This window comes from Streptomyces sp. NPDC102490, from assembly GCF_044765285.1.
Taxonomy (GTDB): Bacteria; Actinomycetota; Actinomycetes; order Streptomycetales; family Streptomycetaceae; genus Streptomyces.
Map to the genome: position 1 here is coordinate 159,880 of NZ_JBIWJU010000008.1, position 22,583 is coordinate 182,462.

24 protein-coding genes are annotated in these 22,583 nt (G+C 72.5%); 10 read left to right on the forward strand and 14 right to left on the reverse strand.

Going from position 1 to position 22,583, the window contains the following annotated elements; genetic code table 11:
- The first annotated feature begins 12 nt into the window (after nucleotides 1–12).
- The gene (locus ACIRGB_RS19785) at nucleotides 13–876 is read left to right on the forward strand and encodes a hypothetical protein (RefSeq protein ID WP_403866363.1); all 864 of its coding nucleotides are present in this window, start codon (nucleotides 13–15) and stop codon (nucleotides 874–876) included.
- Here ACIRGB_RS19785 and ACIRGB_RS19790 read toward each other — a convergent pair.
- From ACIRGB_RS19790 to ACIRGB_RS19810, 5 genes are all read right to left on the reverse strand, one after another.
- On the reverse strand, nucleotides 857–2,155 hold the full coding sequence (locus ACIRGB_RS19790) for a DUF6986 family protein (protein ID WP_403866366.1): 1,299 nt from the start codon (nucleotides 2,153–2,155) through the stop codon (nucleotides 857–859). The genes ACIRGB_RS19785 and ACIRGB_RS19790 overlap by 20 nt on opposite strands.
- Nucleotides 2,156–2,324: 169 nt before the next feature.
- Entirely contained in the window at nucleotides 2,325–3,287 is a 963-nt protein-coding gene (locus ACIRGB_RS19795) for an electron transfer flavoprotein subunit alpha/FixB family protein (protein WP_403866369.1), read from the reverse strand.
- Between the two features lie 54 nt (nucleotides 3,288–3,341).
- Nucleotides 3,342–4,130, reverse strand: a complete 789-nt coding sequence (locus ACIRGB_RS19800; protein ID WP_356371767.1) for an electron transfer flavoprotein subunit beta/FixA family protein — start codon at nucleotides 4,128–4,130, stop codon at nucleotides 3,342–3,344.
- Between the two features lie 220 nt (nucleotides 4,131–4,350).
- Complete coding sequence (locus ACIRGB_RS19805) at nucleotides 4,351–4,860, reverse strand: flavin reductase family protein (protein WP_403866373.1); 510 nt, start codon at nucleotides 4,858–4,860, stop codon at nucleotides 4,351–4,353.
- A gap of 146 nt (nucleotides 4,861–5,006) precedes the next feature.
- Nucleotides 5,007–5,387: a TlpA family protein disulfide reductase gene (locus ACIRGB_RS19810; RefSeq protein WP_403866376.1), complete on the reverse strand. Its 381-nt coding sequence runs from the start codon at nucleotides 5,385–5,387 to the stop codon at nucleotides 5,007–5,009.
- A gap of 263 nt (nucleotides 5,388–5,650) precedes the next feature.
- On the opposite strand from ACIRGB_RS19810, the gene ACIRGB_RS19815 reads away from it, so the two are divergent.
- On the forward strand, nucleotides 5,651–6,379 hold the full coding sequence (locus ACIRGB_RS19815) for a 1-acyl-sn-glycerol-3-phosphate acyltransferase (RefSeq protein ID WP_052837115.1): 729 nt from the start codon (nucleotides 5,651–5,653) through the stop codon (nucleotides 6,377–6,379).
- Between the two features lie 10 nt (nucleotides 6,380–6,389).
- Here ACIRGB_RS19815 and ACIRGB_RS19820 read toward each other — a convergent pair whose 3' ends face one another.
- The 4 genes from ACIRGB_RS19820 to ACIRGB_RS19835 all read right to left on the reverse strand — a co-directional run bounded on the left by ACIRGB_RS19820 (nucleotide 6,390) and on the right by ACIRGB_RS19835 (nucleotide 10,331).
- Nucleotides 6,390–6,962 carry a transglutaminase domain-containing protein gene (locus tag ACIRGB_RS19820; RefSeq protein WP_403866379.1) on the reverse strand — a complete coding sequence of 191 codons (573 nt, stop codon included), beginning with the start codon at nucleotides 6,960–6,962 and terminating at the stop codon, nucleotides 6,390–6,392.
- An 83-nt stretch (nucleotides 6,963–7,045) separates the two neighbouring features.
- The gene (locus tag ACIRGB_RS19825; RefSeq protein WP_403866382.1) at nucleotides 7,046–8,116 is read right to left on the reverse strand and encodes a threonine aldolase family protein; all 1,071 of its coding nucleotides are present in this window, start codon (nucleotides 8,114–8,116) and stop codon (nucleotides 7,046–7,048) included.
- On the reverse strand, nucleotides 8,113–8,859 hold the full coding sequence (locus ACIRGB_RS19830) for an SDR family NAD(P)-dependent oxidoreductase (RefSeq protein WP_403866385.1): 747 nt from the start codon (nucleotides 8,857–8,859) through the stop codon (nucleotides 8,113–8,115). Before ACIRGB_RS19830 ends, ACIRGB_RS19825 begins: the two co-directional genes overlap by 4 nt.
- 68 nt (nucleotides 8,860–8,927) lie before the next feature.
- A complete protein-coding gene (locus ACIRGB_RS19835; RefSeq protein WP_403866388.1) occupies nucleotides 8,928–10,331 on the reverse strand; it encodes a DUF6421 family protein in 1,404 nt (467 codons plus the stop codon).
- A gap of 240 nt (nucleotides 10,332–10,571) precedes the next feature.
- Between ACIRGB_RS19835 and ACIRGB_RS19840 the strand changes: the two genes are divergently transcribed.
- Nucleotides 10,572–11,255 (forward strand): glycerophosphodiester phosphodiesterase, encoded by a 684-nt coding sequence (locus ACIRGB_RS19840; RefSeq protein ID WP_403866391.1) that lies wholly within the window; start codon nucleotides 10,572–10,574, stop codon nucleotides 11,253–11,255.
- Nucleotides 11,256–11,279: 24 nt separating this feature from the next.
- Here the strand turns inward: ACIRGB_RS19840 and ACIRGB_RS19845 are convergent, their stop codons facing one another.
- On the reverse strand, nucleotides 11,280–11,819 hold the full coding sequence (locus tag ACIRGB_RS19845) for a GNAT family N-acetyltransferase (RefSeq protein WP_403866394.1): 540 nt from the start codon (nucleotides 11,817–11,819) through the stop codon (nucleotides 11,280–11,282).
- A gap of 82 nt (nucleotides 11,820–11,901) precedes the next feature.
- On the opposite strand from ACIRGB_RS19845, the gene ACIRGB_RS19850 reads away from it, so the two are divergent.
- Together ACIRGB_RS19850 and ACIRGB_RS19855 are read left to right on the forward strand one after the other, a co-directional pair.
- Nucleotides 11,902–12,294 (forward strand): VOC family protein, encoded by a 393-nt coding sequence (locus ACIRGB_RS19850; protein WP_403866397.1) that lies wholly within the window; start codon nucleotides 11,902–11,904, stop codon nucleotides 12,292–12,294.
- Nucleotides 12,295–12,415: 121 nt separating this feature from the next.
- Complete coding sequence (locus tag ACIRGB_RS19855; RefSeq protein ID WP_403866400.1) at nucleotides 12,416–13,180, forward strand: VOC family protein; 765 nt, start codon at nucleotides 12,416–12,418, stop codon at nucleotides 13,178–13,180.
- A 400-nt stretch (nucleotides 13,181–13,580) separates the two neighbouring features.
- On the opposite strand, the gene ACIRGB_RS19860 is transcribed toward ACIRGB_RS19855, so the two are convergent.
- Nucleotides 13,581–14,144 (reverse strand): MarR family winged helix-turn-helix transcriptional regulator, encoded by a 564-nt coding sequence (locus tag ACIRGB_RS19860; protein ID WP_403866403.1) that lies wholly within the window; start codon nucleotides 14,142–14,144, stop codon nucleotides 13,581–13,583.
- Entirely contained in the window at nucleotides 14,141–15,829 is a 1,689-nt protein-coding gene (locus ACIRGB_RS19865; RefSeq protein WP_403866406.1) for an FUSC family protein, read from the reverse strand. The genes ACIRGB_RS19860 and ACIRGB_RS19865 overlap by 4 nt, the downstream gene beginning before the upstream one ends.
- A 200-nt stretch (nucleotides 15,830–16,029) precedes the next feature.
- On the opposite strand from ACIRGB_RS19865, the gene ACIRGB_RS19870 reads away from it, so the two are divergent.
- From ACIRGB_RS19870 to ACIRGB_RS19885, 4 genes are all read left to right on the forward strand, one after another.
- Nucleotides 16,030–16,578 carry a DUF5134 domain-containing protein gene (locus ACIRGB_RS19870; RefSeq protein ID WP_403866409.1) on the forward strand — a complete coding sequence of 183 codons (549 nt, stop codon included), beginning with the start codon at nucleotides 16,030–16,032 and terminating at the stop codon, nucleotides 16,576–16,578.
- 120 nt (nucleotides 16,579–16,698) lie between these two features.
- Nucleotides 16,699–17,634, forward strand: a complete 936-nt coding sequence (locus ACIRGB_RS19875; protein ID WP_403866412.1) for a M56 family metallopeptidase — start codon at nucleotides 16,699–16,701, stop codon at nucleotides 17,632–17,634.
- A gap of 242 nt (nucleotides 17,635–17,876) precedes the next feature.
- Nucleotides 17,877–18,548, forward strand: a complete 672-nt coding sequence (locus ACIRGB_RS19880) for a phosphatase PAP2 family protein (RefSeq protein ID WP_403866415.1) — start codon at nucleotides 17,877–17,879, stop codon at nucleotides 18,546–18,548.
- 421 nt (nucleotides 18,549–18,969) lie between these two features.
- Nucleotides 18,970–19,698 carry a TetR/AcrR family transcriptional regulator gene (locus ACIRGB_RS19885; protein WP_403866417.1) on the forward strand — a complete coding sequence of 243 codons (729 nt, stop codon included), beginning with the start codon at nucleotides 18,970–18,972 and terminating at the stop codon, nucleotides 19,696–19,698.
- On the opposite strand, the gene ACIRGB_RS19890 is transcribed toward ACIRGB_RS19885, so the two are convergent.
- Nucleotides 19,686–21,188 (reverse strand): LVIVD repeat-containing protein, encoded by a 1,503-nt coding sequence (locus ACIRGB_RS19890; RefSeq protein ID WP_403866420.1) that lies wholly within the window; start codon nucleotides 21,186–21,188, stop codon nucleotides 19,686–19,688. The genes ACIRGB_RS19885 and ACIRGB_RS19890 overlap by 13 nt on opposite strands.
- Before the next feature lie 206 nt (nucleotides 21,189–21,394).
- Here ACIRGB_RS19890 and ACIRGB_RS19895 point away from each other — a divergent pair, with 206 nt between their 5' ends.
- Nucleotides 21,395–22,051, forward strand: coding sequence for a DUF305 domain-containing protein (locus ACIRGB_RS19895; protein WP_403866422.1), 657 nt, complete (start codon nucleotides 21,395–21,397; stop codon nucleotides 22,049–22,051).
- Between the two features lie 42 nt (nucleotides 22,052–22,093).
- Here ACIRGB_RS19895 and ACIRGB_RS19900 read toward each other — a convergent pair whose 3' ends face one another.
- Nucleotides 22,094–22,549: a DUF6214 family protein gene (locus ACIRGB_RS19900; RefSeq protein ID WP_403866425.1), complete on the reverse strand. Its 456-nt coding sequence runs from the start codon at nucleotides 22,547–22,549 to the stop codon at nucleotides 22,094–22,096.
- Nucleotides 22,550–22,583: the final 34 nt, after the last annotated feature.

Here is a 22,583-nt window from a genome sequence, read left to right on the forward strand (position 1 = left end):
AGGAAACACACCGTGTCGCAACCACCGACCGAAGGCGATCGGTCCGCGCCACCGCTCGGCCGGGACCGCACGCTGGACGCGCTCGGGCTGGCCGGGGTGCCGCGCGAGGAGCCGCTGCTGTACCCGGGCGCGTGGCCCCGGGAGTCCGGGCTGCTGGACGGGGACCGGCTGCTGCCGCTGGACCGGGCGGTGTACGGGGAGGGGGACGGCCGGGTCCCGGTGCTGGCGATCGGGTCCAACGCGAGCCCCGGCCAGCTGCGGCACAAGATGGCCGAGTTCGGGATCGCCTCGCCGGTCCCGATGGTCAGGTCGCGCGTCACCGGGCTGGACATCGGCGTCTCCGCGCACGTGAGCCGCATGGGTTACGTGTCCGCCTCGCCGGTGGGCGCCCCCGGTGTCGTACGGGAGCTGTTCGTGCTGTGGCTCGACGCCGAGCAGCTCGCGGTGATCGACGCCAGCGAGGGCGTGCCGATGGCGGGCGGCAACTTCGACCGCGTCTGGCTGCCCGCGCCCGACGTGCGTGTCGAGCCGGGGGACGGCTCGGTGCTGCGCGGCGCGTACGCGTACGTCAACCGCCACGGCGTCCTGCACGACGGCACCGGGGCGCCGCGGCGCCACCCCGGGGCGCAGCGGCCCCTGATCACCGAACTGCTGCACGGGTCGGCGCGGCTGCGTGCGCTGTTCGGGCTGACGCCCGAGGAGTTCTGCGCGCGGGCGCGGGCGGACCGGCGGCTGTGCGACCGGGGGACGCGGCTGTTCGCCGAGGAGAAGCGGGTGACGGCGTCCGGCCTGGAGCGGTACGTGGGCTCCGCCCCGGACGATCCCTTCGCGGGGAGCCGGACGCCGTCGGTCGGGCCTAGTGCGCCGATGCCGTGAGGTCGCCGCGTCGCGGGCCGGAGAAGCCCTCCAGATCGGCGCGGGTCAGGCCGGACAGGCGGGCGACCTCGCCGATGTCGAGGGCACCGCAGTCCAGGCCGCGCAGCAGGTAGCCGCTGAGCGCCTTGGCGGTGGCGGGCTCGTCCATGACGTCGCCGCCGGCGTGGTTGGCGTAGCGGGCCAGGCGGGCGGCGGCCTGCTCGAAGCCCTCGCGGTAGAAGGCGAAGACGGCCGCGTACCGGGTGGGGATGTGGCCGGGGTGCATGTCCCAGCCCTGGTAGTAGGCGCGGGCCAGGGCGCGGCGGGTGAGGCCGTAGTGCAGCCGCCAGGCGTCGTGCACCTGCGCGGTGGGGCCGACGGGCAGGACGTTGGTCGAGCCGTCCGAGACGCGTACGCCGGTGCCGGCGGCGGCGACCTGCATGACCGCCTTGGCGTGGTCGGCGGCCGGGTGGTCGCTGGCCTGGTGGGCGGCGGAGACGCCGAGGCAGGCGCTGTAGTCGAAGGTGCCGTAGTGCAGGCCGGTGGCGCGGCCCTCGGCGGCCTGGATCATGCGGGCGACGGTGGCGGTGCCGTCGGCGGCGAGGATGGACTGGCTGGTCTCGATCTGGATCTCGAAGCCGATCCGGCCGGGCGTGAGGCCGCGCGCCTTCTCGAAGGCCTCCAGGAGCCGCACCATGGCGGTGACCTGCTCGGGGTAGGTCACCTTGGGCAGGGTGAGGACCAGCCCGTCGGGCAGGCCGCCGGCCTCCATCAGGCCGCTGAGGAAGACGTCGAGGGTGCGGATGCCCCGGGCGCGCACCGGGGCCTCCATGCACTTCATGCGGATGCCCATGTAGGGGGCGGCCGTGCCCCGCTCGTACGCCTCGGCGATCAGGCGGGCGGCGCGGGCGGCCGCCTCGTCCTCCTCGGCGTCCGCGCGGTTGCCGTAGCCGTCCTCGAAGTCGACGCGCAGGTCTTCGATGGGCTCCCGCTCCAGTTTGGCGCGCACGCGGGTGTACACGGGCTCGGCGAGGTCGTCGGAGAGACCCAGCACGGCGGCGAAGGCGGCGGCGTCCGGGGCGTGCTCGTCGAGCGCGGCGAGGGCCTTGTCGCCCCAGGAGCGGACGGTGTCGGCGGCGAAGGCGTCACCGGGGACGTAGACGGTGTGGACGGGCTGGCGGGTGCCCGGGTCTCCGGGGTAGCGGCGCTCCAGCTCCGCGTCGACCGGTGCAAGGGAGGCACTGATCTCCTCGCCGACGGCGCCCGCGAGGCTCGTTGCCACCTTCTCCTGCTGACCCATCCGACACCCTCCTGATGTTCATTTTTCCGCTGAACGGAATCATTTATCCGTAGAGTGAAGTTATCTGTCGGTCTCTCGCCGGTCAACACCCATCCTGTGCGCACGCCGAGGCCCCCGCGACGTCCGTGGACGTCACCGGGGGCCTCGGTGTGCGGTGCGACGGGGAGGTTCAGCCCTTGCGGGTCTTGACTTCCTCGGTGAGCTGCGGGACGACGTCGAAGAGGTCGCCGACGACGCCGTAGTCGACCAGCTCGAAGATCGGGGCCTCGGCGTCCTTGTTGATCGCCACGATCGTCTTCGAGGTCTGCATGCCGGCCCGGTGCTGAATCGCGCCCGAGATGCCGGAGGCGATGTACAGCTGCGGGGAGACGGACTTGCCGGTCTGGCCGACCTGGTTGGTGTGCGGGTACCAGCCCGCGTCCACCGCGGCGCGCGAGGCACCGACGGCCGCGCCGAGCGAGTCGGCGAGCGCCTCGATGATCGCGAAGTTCTCCGCGCCGTTGACGCCGCGGCCACCGGAGACCACGATCGCGGCCTCGGTCAGCTCCGGGCGGCCGCTCGACTCGCGCGGCGTGCGCGAGGTGACCTTCGTGCCGGTCGCGGCGTCCGAGAAGGTGACCGACAGGGCCTCGACGGCACCGGCGGCCGGGGCGGCCTCCACGGCGGCCGAGTTCGGCTTGACCGTGATGACCGGGGTGCCCTTGGAGACGCGGGACTTGGTGGTGAAGGCGGCGGCGAACACCGACTGGGTGGCCACCGGGCCCTCGTCGCCGGCCTCCAGGTCGACGGCGTCGGTGATGACGCCCGAGCCCAGGCGCAGCGCCAGACGGGCGGCGATCTCCTTGCCCTCTGCGGAGGACGGGACCAGCACGGCGGCCGGGGAGACGGCGGCGACGGCGGCCTGGAGGGCGTCGACCTTCGGTACGACCAGGTAGTCGGCGTACTCGGCGGCCTCACTGGTGAGGACCTTCACCGCGCCGTGCTCGGCGAGGGCGGCGGCGGTGTCACCGGCACCGTTGCCCAGCGCGACGGCGACGGGCTCGCCGACGCGGCGGGCCAGCGTCAGCAGCTCCAGGGTCGGCTTGCGGACGGCACCGTCCACGTGATCGACGTAGACGAGAACTTCAGCCATGGGACTTCTTCTCTCCTGCTTGCGAAAGATGAGGGGCGGTCAGCGGGGCCGGGCTCAGATGAACTTCTGGCCCGCGAGGAACTCGGCGAGCTGCTTGCCGCCCTCGCCCTCGTCCTTGACGATCGTGCCCGCGGTGCGCGCCGGGCGCTCGGCGGCCGACTCGACGACCGTGTAGGCGTTCTCCAGACCGACCTCGTCCTCGTCGATCTCGAGGTCGGAGAGGTCCCAGGACTCCACCGGCTTCTTCTTGGCCGCCATGATGCCCTTGAAGGACGGGTAACGCGCCTCGCCGGACTGGTCGGTGACCGACACGACCGCCGGCAGCGACGCCTCCAGCTGCTCCGTGGCCGAGTCGCCGTCACGGCGGCCCTTCACGACCCCGCCCTCGACCGAGACCTCGGACAGCAGCGTCACCTGCGGCACGCCCAGGCGCTCCGCGAGCAGCGCGGGAACGACGCCCATGGTTCCGTCGGTGGAGGCCATGCCGGAGACGACCAGGTCGTAGCCGGCCTTCTCGACCGCCTTGGCCAGCACCAGGGAGGTGCCGATGGCGTCGGTGCCGTGCAGGTCGTCGTCCTCGACGTGGATCGCCTTGTCCGCGCCCATGGACAGCGCCTTGCGCAGCGCGTCCTTGGCGTCCTCGGGGCCCACCGTCAGGACGGTGACCTCGACGTCGTCGTCCGAGTTCTCAGAGATCTGCAGCGCCTGCTCGACCGCGTACTCGTCCAGCTCGGAGAGCAGACCGTCCACGTCGTCCCGGTCGACGGTCAGGTCATCGGCGAAGTGCCGGTCGCCAGTGGCGTCGGGCACGTACTTCACAGTGACAACGATCCTCAAGCTCACGCCGGCTCTCCTACTGCGTCGACATTTCAGTGCTGCCTCTTGCAGGCAGCATAGGCGCCCCAAGCGGCGGATCCCGGTCGGGGCGACCTGCGCTCCGCCCGGAATATTACTCGTCAGTACATCCAGTTCTTTCCCGCTAAGCAAGCGCTTTGAACTGTGACCTTCGCAACGCAGCGTAACCGGAACCCGACGCCTCCGCAGAAGCCGTCGCGCCGACCGGTCAGTCGCGCAGACCCCGGTAACGCCCCTGGTGGTACAGGAGCGGCTCGCCGGCTCCGGCGGGGTCGCCGAGGAGGACTTCCGCCAGCACGATCCGATGGTCCCCCGCGGGCACCCGGCCCACCACACGGCACACGAGCCAGGCGAGCACGCCGTCGAGCACGGGCACCTCCTGCGGACCCTCCCGCCAGCGGGTGGGTGCCGCGAAGCGGTCGGCGCCGCTGCGGGCGAAGGTGGCCGCCAGCTCCTCCTGGTGCTCGCCGAGCACGTGGACGCCGACGTACTCCGCCTCGGACACCGCCGGCCAGCTCGAGGAACCGGTGCCGATGCCGAAGGAGAGCAGCGGCGGGCGGGCGGAGACGGAGGTGAGGGACGTGGCCGTGAAACCGACCGGACCGTGCGGCCCCCGCGCGGTGACCACCGCGACGCCCGCCGCGTGCCGCCGGAAGACGGACCGCAGCAGGTCGTCGGCGGCGGGCCGGGCCGCGGCGAGGTCGGGTGTGGCCGGCATACGGGATGGTCCTTCCGCGGTGCGCCGCGGCCCCGGAAACGGCGAGCGGGGCACGGGGGCAGGCTGACGACGGGTGGCACACACAGTCAATTACGCCCGGGGTTGCGGAGGCTGTGGAGAAGACCTCACCGGGCGCGTGGCGCTTGTCACACCGCCTCGCCCAGCGCGGCGATCACGTCCGCCCGGCGCGGCTGCCCGACGGCACGCCGGACGACGCGGCCGCCGGCGTCCAGGACCAGCACGGTGGGGGTCTTGAGCACGTCGAGCGCGCGGACGAGGTCCAGGTGGCCCTCGGCGTCGATCTCGACGTGGGCGACGCCGGGCACCAGGTCCGCCACCTCGCCCAGGACCCGCCGGGTGGCGCGGCAGGGCGCGCAGAAGGCGCTGGAGAACTGTACGAGCGTCGCGCGGGCGCCGAGTTCCGCCCCGAGGTCGGCCGCGTCCAGCCGTGGGGCGGCGGCAGCCGCCCGCCCGTCGTCGTCCTGGCCGCGCACCGGCGTGCCCCCGTTCCGCCGCCACCGCGGCACTCATGGGCGCGCGGACCCGCACGCCACCGGTTCGGTACTCCGACGGTGCAGCGCTCGCGGAGCGCCGGAGATTCCCGCTCACCGTCGCGTTTCGGCCACGGGAGGCCGGTCAAGTGATGAGGATCTCGCCGCACACGGGCACCAAGGCTGGTACACCGGCCGTTCTTCGGGCACGATCTGCGACAAGCCCGTAAACCTACGGGTGCGTAACTTTCGACTGGGAGCCCCCTTCCCAGGCTGACAAGGAAGGGTTCGACCCGCCCATGGCAGAACTCGTCTACCGCCCGGTGATCGGTCTCGCCCGCACCCTGTTCAAGGCGTGGGACCTCAAGATCGACTGCCAGGGATCGGAGAACATCCCGCGCTCGGGCGGCGCCGTGCTGGTGAGCAACCACATCAGCTACCTGGACTTCATCTTCGACGGCCTGGCCGCGCTGCCGCAGAAGCGGCTGGTGCGCTTCATGGCGAAGGAGTCGGTCTTCCGGCACCGGATCTCCGGTCCGCTGATGCGCGGGATGAAGCACATCCCGGTCGACCGCAAGCAGGGCGAGGCGGCCTACGCGCACGCCCTGGACTCGCTGAAGTCGGGGGAGATCGTCGGGGTCTTCCCCGAGGCGACGATCTCCGAGTCGTTCACCCTGAAGAGCTTCAAGTCGGGAGCCGCGCGGCTCGCGCAGGAGGCGGGCGTCCCCCTGGTCCCGGTGGCCCTGTGGGGCACCCAGCGCCTGTGGACCAAGGGACACCCGCGCAACTTCAAGCGCAGCCACACCCCCATCACCATCCGGGTCGGCGAGGCGATGGAGGCCTCCCGCGAGCAGTACGCGGGTGCCATCACCCGGCGGTTGCGCGAGCGGGTGCAGGAGCTGCTGGAGGCCGCGCAGCGCGCTTACCCGGTGCGTCCCAAGGGGGCCGACGACACCTGGTGGATGCCGGCCCACCTGGGCGGTACCGCCCCGACGCCCGAGCAGCTGCGCACGGCCCAGGCGCACTGAGCCGGGCGTCTCAGAGCGCCACCGGGAGGGTCCGCCACAGGTGCGGGCGGTCGGTGGCCGCCTTGAGGACGTCCAGCACCGCCGGGTGCGGCGCCGCGTACAGCTCCGAGTAGTCCGCCTCGCCCGCCGCGTGGTCCGGCGTGAAGGCCAGCCGCTCCCTGCCCAGGGAGAACTGCGCGTTCACGCCGGGCTTGTTCCCGCGCGGGTCCTGCCGGTGCCAGGCGCCGTCCAGGCGTACGGCGATCAGCCCGTGCACCACGTCGAACCGCTGGTAGCACAGCGCCGTGGGGATGTCCTCGGCCCGCAGCAGCGCGGCCAGCGCGTGGGCCTTGGCGTAGCAGATGCCGGTGCGCCGCTCCAGGACGTCGGAGGCCCGCCAGGTGACGCGCGGGTCCCCGGAGTCCTGTGAGTGCGGGATGGTGTCGCGCACGAACTCGAAGGCCAGCCGCGCATAGGCATACGAGTCCTCCGCCTCCTTCGCCAATCGGCCGGCCACCTCCCGGACGCGCGGGTGCTCGTGGTCGATGGCCTCGTCGGCAGCCAGATAGGCGGACAGGTCAGGGGTTTGCTGGATCAGCTCCATGCCCGCAGAGCATAGGAACGCGATCACCCGTCAGTCAATGACTTTTCAGGTGACCGCATACCTATGCATACTGGGGGCCCGCGTCAGCGTGCCGTCTCTTCCTTGAGGGCGGCCACGAACGCGTCGACGTCGTCCTCCGTGGTGTCGAAGGCGCACATCCAGCGCACGTCGCCGGCGGCCTCGTCCCAGAAGTAGAAGCGGAACCGCTTCTGCAAACGCTCGCTCACGTCGTGCGGCAGCCGGGCGAAGACCGCGTTGGCCTGCACCGGGTAGAGGATCTCGACCCCGTGCACGGCGCGCACTCCTTCGGCCAGGCGCTGGGCCATCTCGTTGGAGTGCCGGGCGTTGCGCAGCCACAGGTCCTTGGCCAGCAGCGCCTCCAGTTGCACGGACACGAAGCGCATCTTGGAGGCCAGTTGCATGGACAGCTTGCGCAGGTGCTTCATGTGGCGCACCGCGTCCTGGTTCAGCACCACGACCGCCTCGCCGAACAGGGCGCCGTTCTTGGTGCCGCCGAGCGAGAGGAGGTCGACGCCGACCGCGTTGGTGAACGTCCGCATGGGGACGTCCAGGGAGGCGGCGGCGTTGGCTATCCGGGAGCCGTCCAGGTGCACCTTCATACCGCGCGCGTGGGCGTGCTCGCAGATGGCGCGGATCTCGTCGGGCGTGTAGAGGGTGCCCAGCTCGGTGCTCTGGGTGATCGACACGACCTGCGGCATCGCCCGGTGCTCGTCGTCCCAGCCGTACGCCTGCCGGTCGATCAGCTCGGGCGTGAGCTTGCCGTCCGGGGTGGGGACGGTGAGCAGCTTGAGGCCGCCCATGCGCTCGGGGGCGCCGCCCTCGTCGACGTTGATGTGCGCGCTCTCGGCGCAGATCACCGCGCCCCAGCGGTCGGTGACCGCCTGGAGCGCGACGACGTTGGCGCCGGTGCCGTTGAAGACCGGGAACGCCTCGGCACCGGAGCCGAAGTGGCTGCGGATCACGCGCTGGAGGTTGTCGGTGTAGTCGTCCTCGCCGTACGCGACCTGGTGTCCGCCGTTGGCCAGTGCCAGGGCCGCGAGCACCTCCGGGTGGGCCCCGGCGTAGTTGTCACTGGCGAAACCGCGGACCTCGGGGTCGTGATGGCGACGCGCGTCGGTCTTCGGGGGGTTCACGGCTTCTCGGTCAGCCACAGACGGTTTCCGTTCACTTCCGCGGCGGGCTTGTCCCAGACACCGGCGACCGCCTCGGCGAGGTCACGCACGTCCGTGAAGCCCGCGAACTTCGCGTTGGGGCGCTCGGCGCGCATCGCGTCGTGCACCAACGCCTTGACCACCAGGATCGCAGCCGCCGACGTCGGCCCCTGCTCGCCCCCCGCCTTGCGGAAGTAGTCCGCCATGGCCAGCGTCCACGCCTCGGCGGCGGCCTTGGCGGCCGAGTACGCGGCGTTGCCCGCGGTCGGCTGCGACGCGCCCGCGGCGCTGATCAGGACGTAGCGGCCCCGGTCGCTGCGCTGGAGGGCCTCGTGGAAGGCGAGGGAGGTGTGCTGCACGGTGCGGACGAGCAGCTTCTCCAGGAGGTCCCAGTCGCCGAGTTCGGTCTTGGTGAAGGTCTTGCTGCCGCGCCAGCCGCCCACGAGGTGGACGACGCCGTCGACGCGGCCGAACTCCTCCTCGATGCGGTCGGCCCAGGCCCGGGTGGAGTCCAGGTCCAGCAGGTCGACGGTCTCGCCGGTGACGGTGGCGCCGCCGTGCGCGTAGCGTGCCGCGTCCACCGCCTCGGCCAGCCGCTCCGGGTCGTTGTCCGCGCCGACGACGGTCGCACCCGCCTCGGCGAGCCGCAGCAGCGCGGCCCGTCCGGCGGGTCCGCCCGCCCCGGCCACCGCGATCACCGCGCCGTCGAGCGCCCCGTTCCCCATGGTCCTCGCCTCCCGAGCCTGCTGAGCCTGTGTCTGCCGTGCCTGTTCGTGCGTACCGCCGCCGTCGCTCACGCGGCGGCCCGCTCGGCGCCGTCCGCGGCTCCGGTGATGCCCCGGGTGGCGGCGATCACCTTCTTGAGCTTCTTGGACAGGGCCTCGTAGAACATGCTCAGCGGAAACTCGTCCGGAAGCACGTCGTCGACGAGTTTGCGCGGCGGCAGGGACAGGTCCAGGGCGTCGGGGCCCTTGGCCCACTTCGAGCCCGGGTGCGGGGCGAGGTAGGTGGAGACCAGCTCGTAGCCGGCGAACCAGTGGACGATCTTCGGGCGGTCGATGCCGTCGCGGTAGAGCTTCTCGATCTCGGCGCACAGCTCGTTGGTGACCTGCGGGGCGCGCTGCCAGTCGATGAAGAGCTTGTTGTCGGTCCAGCGGACGACGTCGTGCTTGTGCAGGTAGGCGAAGAGGAGCTGGCCGCCGAGGCCGTCGTAGTTGCGCACGCGCTCGCCGGTGACCGGGAAGCGGAACATGCGGTCGAAGAGCACCGCGTACTGCACGTCGCGGGCCTGCGGAACGCCGTCCGCCTCCAGCTTCACGGCCTCCTTGAAGGCGGTGAGGTCGCAGCGCAGCTCCTCCAGGCCGTACATCCAGAACGGCTGGCGCTGCTTGATCATGAACGGGTCGAACGGCAGGTCGCCGTGGCTGTGGGTGCGGTCGTGGACCATGTCCCACAGGACGAACGCCTCTTCGCAGCGCTTCTGGTCGTGGACCATCGCGGCGACGTCCTCGGGCAGCTCCAGGCTCAGCAGGTCGACGGCGGCCTCGGTGACGCGGCGGAAGCGGGCGGCCTCGCGGTCGCAGAAGATGCCGCCCCAGGAGAAGCGCTCGGGGGCCTCGCGCACGGCGATGGTCTCCGGGAAGAGGACGGCCGAGTTGGTGTCGTAGCCGGCCGTGAAGTCCTCGAAGGTGATGCCGCAGAACAGCGGGTTGTCGTAGCGGGTGCGCTCCAGTTCGGCCAGCCAGTCGGGCCAGACCATGCGCAGCACGACCGCTTCGAGGTTGCGGTCCGGGTTGCCGTTCTGCGTGTACATCGGGAAGACGACCAGGTGCTGGAGGCCGTCCGCGCGATTCGCGGCGGGCTGGAAGGCCAGCAGGGAGTCGAGGAAGTCGGGCACCTCGAAGCCGCCGTCGGCCCAGCGGCCGAGGTCGGCCACCAGGGCGTCGTGGTAGGCGCGGTCGTGCGGCAGCAGCGGCGACAGCTCGCGCACGGCCTCGGTGACGCGGCGCACGGCGTCCTCGGCGGCGGCCCGCGCGGGGGCGCCCTCGGCGTCGAAGTCGATCGACCCGTCCTTCGACTGCCATGGCCGGATCTGCTCCACGGCATCCTTGAGCACGGGCCAGGCCGGGTGCTCCACCACCCTGCTCGCCGGAGGAACGTTCTCCTCCACACCCACCTGCACAAGAATTTCCGTCATGTCCCATCCTCCACGGGAGAAGCTTGCGTCAAGACACCGTAGACATACGACGTTTCTCCAATCAAGGGGAGGCCCCGTAAATTATCCTGCCCTACCCCCGCCCTCGCCGCATTTTTTCCTGTCGAGCGCCGGATTCGTATACCCGGCGCGGCACAGGGGAAACGGTGGGGGAAACGGTCCGGCATGGCCGTTAGGCTGCCGCCCTGCCCCACGCCGACGTCGACGGAAGCGAGTCGAGCCTTGAACTTCCTCACCATCGGTCACCGCGGAGCGATGGGTGTCGAACCCGAGAACACCCTGCGCTCCTTCGTCGCCGCCGAGCAGGCCGGCCTCGACGTCGTCGAACTGGACCTGCACCTGAGCAAGGACGGTGCGCTCGTCGTCATGCACGACGCCGACGTGGACCGCACCACCGACGGCACCGGTGCGATCGCCGACAAGACCCTCGAGGAGCTGCGCGCCCTGGACGCCGGCCGCGGGGAGCGGATCCCGGTCTTCGAGGAGGTGCTGGACGCCGTCTCGGTGCCGTTGCAGGCCGAGATCAAGGACGCGGCGGCCGCCCGGAGCCTCGCCGAGGTGATGCTCCGCCGGGACCTGGTGGACCGGGTGGAGGTGATCTCGTTCCACGACGAGGCCATCGTCGAGATCGCCCGGCTGGTGCCGGGGGTGCGGACCGCCCTGGTCGCCCAGTACTACGGCCCCGAGGTCGTGGACCGCGCGGTGGAGGCGGGCGCCCGGACCCTGTGCCTGGACATCAACAGGATCACGCTGGAGATCGTGCGAAAGGCCCGCAAGGCGGGGCTGCGGGTGTTCTGCTGGACCGTGAACACGCAGGACCATCTGCGGCTGGTGCGCGCCCTGGGCCTCGACGGCGCGACGACCGACTACCCGGAGATCAAACGCACCGGCCGCTTCACCGCCTGAGCGGTAGGGGCTGCCGGAGGCGCGTCACACCAGCGGCTTGACCAGCAGCTCGAACTGGAGGTCGTCGCGCTGCGGGATGCCGAAGCGCTCGTCGCCGTACGGGAAGGGGGTCATCTCTCCCGTACGGCGGTAGCCGCGCCGCTCGTACCAGGCGATGAGGTCCTCGCGCACGGAGATCACCGTCATGTGCATCTCGGTGACGCCCCACGTCGCGCGGGCCCGCCGTTCCGCCTCCGCGATGATCGTCTTGCCCAGTCCCTCGCCCTGGAGGGCCGGGCTGACGGCGAACATCCCGAAGTAGGCGTGCGTCCCCCGGTGCTCCAGCTGGCAGCAGGCCACGATCCGGCCGTCCCGCTCCACCGTCAGCAGGCGGCTGTCCGGCGCCTTAACGACCCCCCTCACGCCCTCCGGGTCGGTGCGCTGTCCCTGGAGGATGTCCGCCTCGGTGGTCCACCCGGCCCGGCTCGCGTCGCCCCGGTACGCGGACTCTATGAGCGCCACGAGCGCGTCGACGTCGGCGTCGGTGGCGTCGCGGTAGGTCAGCGGGCTGGCGGCGGTGTCCATGGGGCGTCTCCGGTTCGGTCTCGGGCACGGCGCGGGCACCGATGAGCGTAACGCCGTCGGTGGTCCCCTAGGGTCGGGAGGCATGGTGCACGTACTCAGCAGCCGGACCCTGCTCCGCCCCACCGACCCCGACCGCTCGCGCGCCTTCTACGGCGAGCAGCTCGGCCTCGCCGTCCACCGGGAGTTCGGCACCGGTCCGGAGCGGGGCACCGTCTACTTCCTCGGCGGTGGATTCCTGGAGGTCTCGGGACGCTCCGAGACCCCCCTCACCCCGGGGCTCGTCCTGTGGCTCCAGGTCGAGGACGCGGCGGCGGCCCACGAGGAACTGCGCGCCAAGGGGGTCGAGATCGTACGGCCGCCGGTCAAGGAGCCGTGGGGGCTGGTGGAGATGTGGATCGCGGACCCCGACGGCACCCGGATCGTGCTGGTGGAGGTGCCCGCGGAGCATCCGCTGCGCTACCGGCCCGGGATCTGAGCCGCCGGGGAGACACCGCTGCCGGGGCGCGTACGCGCCGGATGGCCGCGCCCCCGGACCGGGCTTAGCGTGCTGGAGGGGGACGGACGGTCTGCGGCCCCGGCGGAAGGACGCCAGCGCGATGAAGCTCCACGAACCGGTGACCGGCGGGCCCTGCTGGGCGGAGCTGGGGACCACCGATCTGGCAGCGGCCAAGCGGTTCTACACCAAGCTGTTCGGCTGGTATCCGGAGCCGGACCCGCGGCAGCAGGCGGGCGGCTACACGATCGCCCGACTCGACGACGCGGCGGTCGCCGCCCTGACGCCGCTGTACCAGCAGGGGCAGCCGGTCGCGTGGAACGTGTCGTTCGCCGTGCGCGACGCGGACACGGCCGTACGGCAGGTGACGGCGGCCGGCGGGGCGGTGCTCCAGGAGCCCACCGACGTCTTCGACGCGGGCCGGTTCGCGGTGGCCGCCGATCCGACCGGGGCGGTGTTCCAGGTGTGGCAGGCGCGCTCGTTCCCCGGTGCCGGGCTGTTCAACGCGCCGGGCTCGCTGGGCTGGGTGGAACTGCTGACCCGGGAGCCCGACCGGGCCGCCGACTTCTACACGACGGTGTTCGGCTGGAGCGTCGGCGCCTCGGACCGCTATCCGCAGTGGGGGATCGACGGGGCGGACTTCGGCGGCATGGTGGCCATGGACGACAAGTTCCCGCACGAGGTACCGGCGCACTGGCTGCCGTACTTCGCGGTGGCGGACGTGGACACCGCCGCGGTCGACACGACCGACGGCGGCGGCACCGTGCTCATGGAGCCGACCTCCGTGCCCGACGGACCGCGCATCGCGGTGCTGCGGGACCCGCAGGGCGCGATGTTCGGCGTGTACCGGGCGGGCGACGAACGCTGATCGGCCCGACGCGCGGGCGACGAGCGCTGATCCGCCCGGCGCTCGGGAGGCCCCCGCGGGCAGGCACAGGAGCCGGGGCGGCGCTCAGGCCCGCAGCGTGCACGGGGCGGCGCCTCTCGTAAGTGACCCAGCGGTCCGCGAGGAGTGCCGCCGGCTCGCTCGGCCGGGATGCGTCCCCTCCGGATCGGACCGGCAAGGGCCCGCGACCTTCGCCGATCGCCAGACGGCGCCAAGCGCAGCCCCACCCGCGCGCCGAGGAGCGCCGCCGGCTCGTCCTGCCGAGGGCCGTCCACGACCGGACAGGACCGGCAAGGCCCGCGACCTTCGCCGACCACCGGAGGGCGACAACCACTGCCCCGCCCACGCACGGCCGACCACCCCACGGGGGCCCACGGGGCGCTCAGGCCCGCAAGGCGTCCAGACGGCCCTCCAACTGCCCCAGCAGCCCGCCGAGGAGCGCCGCCAGCTCGTCCTGCCGGGGCGCGTCCACGCCGGACAGGACGGCCGACTCGTAGGCGAGCTGTTCGGGAAGGATGCCGTCGACGAGGTCGCGTCCGGCGTCCGTGAGGCGGACGTGGGCGACCCGGCGGTCGCGGGTGTCGCCGCGCCGCTCGACGAGGCCGCGCTCGGTGAGCTGCTTGAGGCGCTTGGTGACGGCGGCGCCGGAGGAGAAGGTCTCCCGGGCCAGCTCCCCGGGGGTCAGCTCGTGCCCGGTGCGGCGCAGCGCGCCCAGCAGGTCGAACTCGGCGCGGCTGAGGCCCGCCCGGCGCAGCGGGGCGTCCTCGGCCTGCTGGAGGAGGGCGGCGCAGCGGTTGATGCGCCCGATGATCTCCATCGGCCCGGTGTCGAGGTTCGGGTGCACGGCGCGCCACTGACGTACGACCGCGGCCACGGTGTCGCCGCCGGACCCCGTCCCGCCGTCACCGGCTCCTCCGCCGTGCGCTCCCCCGTCGGTTGCGGTCATGGCCGTACGTCCTCCGTTCTGGTGCCCGCGTCCCGGTCCGGACGCACTGCCTGGCGTCGCACCGCCTCGGCGAGCGTACGGTGTCCGGACCGCTCGGCGAGCACGACCCTCTCCTGGGGCAGCGCGCGCCCCCACCATTCACCGGCCGCCCCGTCGGCGGTGGCCCGCAGGTCGGTCAGCGCGGCGGCCAGGCCCCGGCGGGCGGCCTCCAGGGCGCCGGGGGCGGGGGCCGGTTCGGCGAGCAGGCGCGCGGCGCGCTCCCGGGCGCGGTCGGCCGCGGTCACCGCCTGTTCGACGCGGTTCCCGGCGCGCCGGTTGGTGACCACGACGGCGGCGAGGAAGCCGACCAGGGCCCCGACGAGGGTGTCCACGGCCCGCTCGGTCATGAGGTCCCCGGGAGCCTGGTAGCCGGCGAACTCGGTGACGAGCAGGGCCATCGGGGTGACGCAGACGCTGCCGAGCCAGTAGTTGCGGGTGATGAGGGCCTCGGCGCCGAAGTTGAGGGCGAGGCAGCACAGGACGAGCAGCGCCTGCCCGAGGTGCGCGAGCGGGGCTATGGCGGCGAACAGCAGCACCCCCGCGAGGTTGCCGACGACGCGCTGCACGGCCCGGGTCCAGGTCAGGGTCAGGTTCACCTGGTAGAGCGCGGCGGCGGTGACCAGGGCCCAGTAAGGGCGGCCGATGCCGAGGGCGAGGGAGGCGTACCCGGCCAGCGCGCAGCCGAGGGCGGTGCGTGCGGCGATCGGGGTCAGCGGGCCGAGCCGCTGCCACAGGGGCGCGGGGCGGGTGGCGAGTTCGGCGTCCACGCCGAGGAGTTCGTTCCGGTCCTCCGGGGCGTCGCCGGTGCGGGGGATGCGGCCGCCGCCGCGCAGGGCGTGGGCCCAGGCGCGCAGCAGCTCCGGGTCGGTGTCGGCGGGGGCGGCCAGCGCGACCTCGGCACGGACGACGAGGCGTTCCAGGGCGTGCCGGGTGGTGGCGCGGGCGCCCGTGGTCGGCAGGGCCAGCAGGGTCTGCCAGGCGGCCTGGACGGCGGCGTATCCGGCGGCGCGGGCGGGGGTGTGGTCCTCGCCGGTGCCGTGGGAGGCGGCGTACGCGGCGGCGGCGTTCAGGGCCTGGGCGGTGGCCCGGCGTTCCGGGCCGTGCGGGCGGACCGGGGCGGGTGCCATGCCGACGAGCCAGGCCCAGACGCCGGCTGCGGCGGCCAGCGCCAGGTGGCCGGGGACCTGGCCGAGGGTCTGCGGAATGAACAGGGCGGCGGAGCTGATGAAGGTCAGGACCACGTTGCCCGGCGGGCCGACGCGGGTGGCGTCGCACAGGGTCTTCTGCACGGCGGCCAGCAGCGCGCCGACGGTGACGAGGACGACGGCGTTCCGGGTGAGCGAGGCGGTGAGCAGGGCGACGGCGAGGCCGCCGATCATGCCGAGCACCACCCACGCCAGGGTGCGGGCGCGGGCGGCGTAGGGGCGGTTGTGGGCATAGAGCGCGCACAGGGACCCGGCCATCGTGTACATCGCCAGGTCGAGCCGGCCGAGCACCAGCAGGAGCAGGTTGGGAGGGGCGACGGCGGCGACCGAACTGAGGGCGGGTTTGAACCAGATCTCGGAGGGCCGGCGCAGGCGCAGCACGCCTGCCAGGGACAGACGTCGCACCGGTGAGGTGCCGGAGGTGGGGGTCGCACTGCTCATACGGGGGAGATTAACAAGTGTTTTACCAGTAAATCAAATCGAAGTGCGAGTGTGCTCCTCGTCACCGACCAGCGCCGATCCACCGCTCCAAGCGCGCACGCTCCCCCGGATGCCCCCGCGTACACCCTTGCGCTCGCGTGCGCGCCGCATGGTCCGGGCAGTCCTTGACAGACCGTGGACCGCCGAACGGGGAGGTGCGTGTGCACGGACCGGCGTCGCCCGGATGGCTGCTGGTCGCGCTGTGCGCGGCGACCGGCGCCTACTGCCTGCTGCGGATGCGCAGCAGCGTCGAGGAGCAGCGCCGCGCCGCGGGCGGCGAGGCGCTCATGGGGTTCGGCATGGCCGCCATGGCCGTGCCCGCCGCGGTGTTCACCCCACCGGCGTGGATCTGGCCCGCCTACGCGGTGGTGTTCGGGGCCGCCGGGCTGCGGGCGTTGTGGGCGGCCCGGACCGGGCGCCATCACCTGCACCACCTCGTGGGAGCCGCGGCCATGGTCTACATGGCGCTGGCGATGGCCGGCTCCCCCGCCCACGCGCACGGGCACGGCGCGTCCGGCACACCGGTGCTGACCGGGGCGCTCCTGCTCTACTTCACGGGCTACGTGCTGCTGACCGGCGTACGTCTGATACCCGTCGTGGCGGTGGCCGGCGGCAGCGCGGCGGCCGGGTGGGGCGACCGGCCGGAGCTGGCGCGGGCCTGCCGGCTCTCCATGGCGATCGGAATGCTGGCCATGCTGCTCCCCCTGTGACACCCGCGGCCGCCGCCCGGGCCGGGCCTGCCCAGGTCCCCCGCCGTGCGCGATCGTTGCCTGCGTCACTTTGCGCCTCGGGCCGTACTGCCGACGAGGTGGCGCTCATAGGCTGCCCCCATGATTCTCCCCGCGGCACTGCTGCTGCTCGGCGCGCTGACCGCCGTGCTCGCCCCCAGGCTGCTCGCCCGGGCCGACTGGCCGGACCGCGAACCGGTGGTCGCCCTGTGGGTCTGGCAGTGCGTGGTGGCGGCGGTGATCGTGTGCTGCGCGCTGTCGATGACGTTGAGCGCGGCGGCGGCCTGGCACGCGGTGGGCGGTCCCGTCTTCGCGACCGCTCCCGGACCGGTGGTCGAGGCCTACGCCCTGGGCACCTCCGGCCTCTGGGCGGACACCACCGCGGTCACGCTGGCCTGCGCTGGGCTGTGGAGCGCCGTGATGCTGACCCGGGAGGTCGTACGGGCCCGCTCCCGGCGCCGGCTGCGCCGGGCGGAGCTGCGGCTGCGCGCTCCGCTGCTGCCCGGCGAGGAGCCCGGCCCGGGGCGGCTCGTCGTCCTGGAGGGCGAGAGGCCGGACGCCTGGTGGCTGCCCGGCACTCCCCCTCAACTGGTGGTCACCACCGCCGCGCTGCGCCGCCTGAAGGGCCGTCAGCTGGACGCGGTGCTCGCCCATGAAAAGGGGCACGCGCAGGCGCGGCACGACTGGCTGCTGCACTGCTCCGCCGCGCTGGCCGACGGATTTCCGCAGGTTCCGGTCTTCGCCGCGTTCCGCGACGAGATGCACCGCCTGGTCGAACTCGCCGCCGACGACGTGGCCTCCCGCCGCTTCGGCCGGCTGACGACCGCCCTGGCGCTGGTCGAACTCAACGAGGACCGCGGGGTCTTCGGCCCGTGCCCGACCGCCCGGGCCGACGTCCCGAAGCGGGTCCATCGCCTGCTCACCCCGCCGAACCGACTGACGGCGGCCCGGAAACTGCGCCTGACGGCCGCGGGCGCACTGGTTCCGGCCGTCCCGGTCCTGCTGGCATTCGCACCGGGACTGCGGGCGTTGGGCTAGGGGGTGTCGTTCGGATCAGGCCGGCTCCCGGCGACGGCGCCTTGCCACCGACCCGAGCGGGGTCCGGTGCGTGCAGCTGCAAGGCGGAGGAGGGCGCCAGGGCGGAGCCCTGGCAACCGACGACAACGCCGCAGATGTGCGTGCCGGACCCCGCGACCCCGGCGAGATCCGAACGACACCCCCTAGGGGCTACCCCGCCGCGACAGTGGCCCCACAGGCGTCGGTTCGGCGAGGATCGCAGCATGCAGACGCCGCCGGTCGACTCCCCGCCCGCCCCGCCACAGCCACGCACCGCCCTCCGCGTCACCTGGGTACTGGCCGTGTGCTCCGTCCTCCTGCTCACCCTGGTGGCCGTCGAATGGCGCCCGTTGGTGCGGTTCGACGAGGACATCGGCGGCACGACCCACCGCTGGGCCGTCGAAGAGGGCGGCATCACCCACGCCATGCGCATCCTCACCGACTGGGTGTGGGACACCTGGACGATGCGCCTGCTGTGCGCGGTGGTGGTGCTGTGGCTGTGGTGGCGCCGGGCGGACCGGTGGACGGCCGTGTGGCTGGGGGCGACCTGTCTGCTGGGCAGCCTGCTGCAACAGGTCCTGAAGGCGGCGGTGGACCGCCCCCGCCCGGTCTGGCCTGATCCCGTGGACTCCGCGCACTACGCGGCCTTCCCCTCGGGGCACGCGATGACCGCGACGTTCGTGTGCGGCCTGCTGGTGTGGCTGCTCCACCACTACGGCGTCGGCCGCGACCTGCGCCGTACCGGCCTCGCCGTCGCCGTGGTCTCCGTCGTGGGGGTCGGCGTGACCCGGGTGTGGCTCGGCGTGCACTGGACCACGGACGTCCTCGGCGGCTGGCTCCTGGGCGCCCTGGTGGTGGCGCTCGCGGTACAGGTGCACCGGCGCCGGCATCCATGAGCACCCCCGGGATCGGCTGCGCACGGCACTCCACGGTGCCGGACCGGAGCTCGCCGCACCGGAGTCGGCGCGGGCCGCCGAGACGCTCCAGCGAGCGGGAGCGCTGGCCAACGGCGCGGTGCACTGCCGCTGCGGGTGCCGGACCCGCACGACGCGCTGCACGAGCGGCACGTGCCGCCGAGCGCGTGGCGCCCGTACGCCGACGCCGCCGAGGTGCTGAGCGCGAGGCTGCGGGACGCACTTCGTCGACCACTTGCCGGTGACGGAACGCCCGTAGCCCGAGGCAACCATCGGGTGGTCCCGTCCGTCTCGGACGATCCCCCGTGTCGCCCGAGACAGACGGTAGCCGGAACGGTCCCGGAGGACCGACCGCCTGCGCCGAGTATAGTTGGCTGCCAGCCAGTCAACGCAGGAGTACAGCATGTCCCCGCGCAGCGCCTCGGTCAATGAAGAATTGCGGCGGCGCTCGAAGGAGCGTCTCCTGCAGGCCGCCGTGGAGCTGGTGGGCGAGCGCGGGTACGAGGCGACCACGCTGGGCGACATCGCGGACCGTGCGGGCTCCGCGCGCGGGCTGGTGTCGTACTACTTCCCCGGCAAGCGCCAGTTGGTGCAGTCCGCCGTGCACCGGCTGATGCACCGCACCCTGGAGGAGGCCCTGGAGCGCGAGCCGCGCACCGGCGAGGGCCGCGAGCGGCTGGCGCGGGCCATCGACGCGATCCTGGGGCTCGCCCGGGACCGGCCGGTGCTCATGCGCCAGCACATGGCGGGCCTGCTCCAGGCGGAGGTGGGCTTCGTGCCGTGCCCGGAGCAGCGGCGGTTGGCTGAGCTGCTGAGGGACACGGTGGCCCGGCACGGCTCGCGGGACGTCGACCGCGACTACCCGATGCTGCGCGCGCAGCTGATGGGCGCCGTCTTCGCGGCTCTGGTGCCCGGGGTGCCGATGCCGGTGCCGGAGCTGCGCGCCGAGTTGTTCGAGCGCTACCGGCTGGACTGGAAGCTGGGGGTCCCGCCGGACGCCGAGGCGCCCGGCGGGACGACGTGCGACCCGGACCTGTCACGGTTCTTCGCGACCGGCGTGCTCGACCGGCCGGACCGGGTGGAGCCGCAGGACCGGACGGACCGGACGGACCGGACCGCTCAGTCGAAGTAGTCCGGCTGCGTCTGCGTGTTGAGCTCCGACAGGTGGACCCGCTTGGCCGGGTCGGTGCGCCGGTCGCTGAGCTTGAGCACGTCGAAGCCCTTGGCGATGTCGTTCGAGTAGATGTAGCCGTTGTAGTAGTACGCCGACCAGGAACCGCCGGTGGTCATCGTGTCGGTGGTCAGCGGACCCCGCTCGAAGTAGGCGATCTCCTTGGGCCGCGAGGAGTCGGTGAACTCCCAGACGGAGACGCCGCCCTGGTACCAGGCCTGGACCATGATGTCCTTGCCCTTGACCGGGATCAGCGAGCCGTTGTGGGCCACGCAGTTCTCGGTGTCCGCCTGGTGGCGCGGGATCTTGAAGTAGCTGCGGAAGACCAGCTTGCGGTGCTCGCCCCGGCCGACGATGTCGTAGATGCCGTCGGCGCCGCGGTTCGGGCCGATCTCCGCATTGCAGGTGGCGGCGCCGCCGCCGCCCAGCTCGTCGGTGAACACGACCTTGTCCGCCTTCTGGTTGAAGGTCGCCGAGTGCCAGAACGCGAAGTTCACGTTGTCCTGGACGCGGTCGATGACCTTCGGGCGCTCGGGGTCCTTGATGGAGAACAGGATGCCGTCGCCCATGCAGGCGCCCGCGGCGAGGTCCTCGGAGGGCAGGACGGTGATGTCGTGGCAGCCGGTGGTCTTGGAGACGCCCGGGTTGGTGGGCCCGCCCGGGTTGCCGCCGCCGTCGGGGCCCTCACCGGGGAACAGCACGGGGAAGCCCACGAGGGCGGCCCGCTCGGGTGCCTCGCGCGGCACCTTGATCACGGAGATCCCGTCGTGCGGCGGCTGGCAGTCGGGGTAGGCGGCGTTCGGCGAGTAGGAGGAGACGTAGATGTAGACGTTCTTCCGCTCCGGCACCAGCGTGTGGGTGTGCGAGCCGCAGGCGGTCTCGACGGCGGCGACGTACTTCGGGTTCCGCTTGTCGCTGATGTCGAAGACCTTCATGCCCTCCCAGGAGGACTTCTCGGTCGCGGGCTGCGTGGTGCTGTTGCAACTGCTGTCGCTGCGCGAGGAGTCGGTCGACAGGAACAGCAGATCCCCGGAGACGGAGATGTCGTTCTGCGAGCCCGGACACAGCACCTGGGCGACGGTTTTCGGCTTCTTCGGGTTCTTGATGTCGAAGATGCGGAAGCCGTCGTAGTTCCCGGCGAACGCGTACCGGCCCTGGAAGGCCAGGTCCGAGTTGGTGCCGGGCAGCGCGTCCTTGGGGATGTTGGTCAGGTGCTCGATGTTGTCCGAGTGGACGATCTCGTCCTGGCCGGGTATCTCACCGCTCTCGATGGCGTCGCGCACCTCGGCGCGCGCGCTCTTGGACACCTCCTTCGACGTGGCCGGACCGTCCCCGGGGTCGGGGGTGGCCACGGCAGGGCCGGCGGTGAGCAGCGCGGACAGGAGTCCGGCGGCGGCAGCCGCGACTCCGAGGCGTCTGCGCCGCGTTCGCGGGTCGCTCAACAGGGTCACTGTTTCCTCCCAACGTCCGTTCCCGGCGGAACGGTTCACGCACCACGCAGTATCGTCGTCGCCATGCTCATACCAACAGGGGGCAACAAACTCGCAATGAAGTTTTTTGATCAGTGACGAGCGGAAGCGTGCTAGGACGGTCATCGCACCCACAAGGTGCTCCGCATCCCTCCCTCGGAGGGGCTCCCCAGCCACAGGAGGTCGTTGTGTCCTTTCGCCCCGCGATGTCCAGCGCGTCACTCGTCACGGCCTCGCTGACCGCACTGGCCGTGCTCGGACTGGGGGCCTGCGACTCGGGTTCGGACAGCGGTTCGGCGGCCGCCGCCGGGCCCTCGGTGATCGCGCCGGGCAAGCCGGGCGAGGGCAACCGGACCCTGTCCGCAGAGGACGCCGGGAAGCAGCGCGCCGACGACGACACCCCCAACTCGGCGGACGTCTCCTACGCGCGGATGATGATTAAGCACCACGCCCAGGCGCTGAAGATGACCGAACTGGCGCCGGACCGGGCCGAGTCCGGCCAGGTCAAGAAGCTGGCGGAACGGATCTCGGCCGCGCAGGGGCCGGAGATCAAGGCGATGGAGGGCTGGCTCGGGACCCACGGCGAGAAGGTGGAGGGCGGCGGGCACGAGCACGCCGCGATGCCGGGCATGGCGACCGAGGCACAGCTGAAGAAGCTGCGCGCGGCCGAGGGCAAGGCCTTCGACCAGCTCTTCCTGACCCTGATGATCACCCACCACGAGGGCGCGATCAGCATGGCCACGGATGTGAAGTCCGAGGGCAACAACGTGCTGATCGAGGAGATGGCCGACGACGTGGTCGCCCAGCAGACGAGCGAGATCTCCCGCATGCGCGCGATGCTGTGACGGCGCGGCGGACCGGCGGCGGGACGGTCCCGCGGGCGGGTCTCAGCGGCGCGCGCGACGCGGCGTCAGGAACCCCTCGTCGCGGGCCTGGCCGATCAGCCTGAGCGACCTGCGTCTGCTGTGCCCGGTCGCGCGCATCACCGCGAGGACCGGGTCGCCACCCTCCTCCCGGGCCGTCCGGTACTCCTGGGCGACGAGCCTGCGTCCCTCCCGGCCTCGCGGCCACGCGGGCCGGGCCCGCCGCGACGCGGTCGGCGCGCGCCGGGCGGGGGCCGGGACACAGGCCTCGTACAGGGAGTCCTCCAGCCACTCCGCGAGCACGGCCAGGTCGTCGAGGGACAGCGGCGGCCGGGCCCGTACATCCTCGACCCGCACGTCCCCACCGCACAGCACGGCGAGCGCGTCCACCCGGGCGCCGTCGGCGAAGGCCAGCCGGACGTCGAACCACGACGTCGTGGTGGAGCCCTCGCTCACCACCCAGGCGTGCCGCACGGTCATCTCACCGTCGTCCGGACAGCGGTCGGAAAGCTGA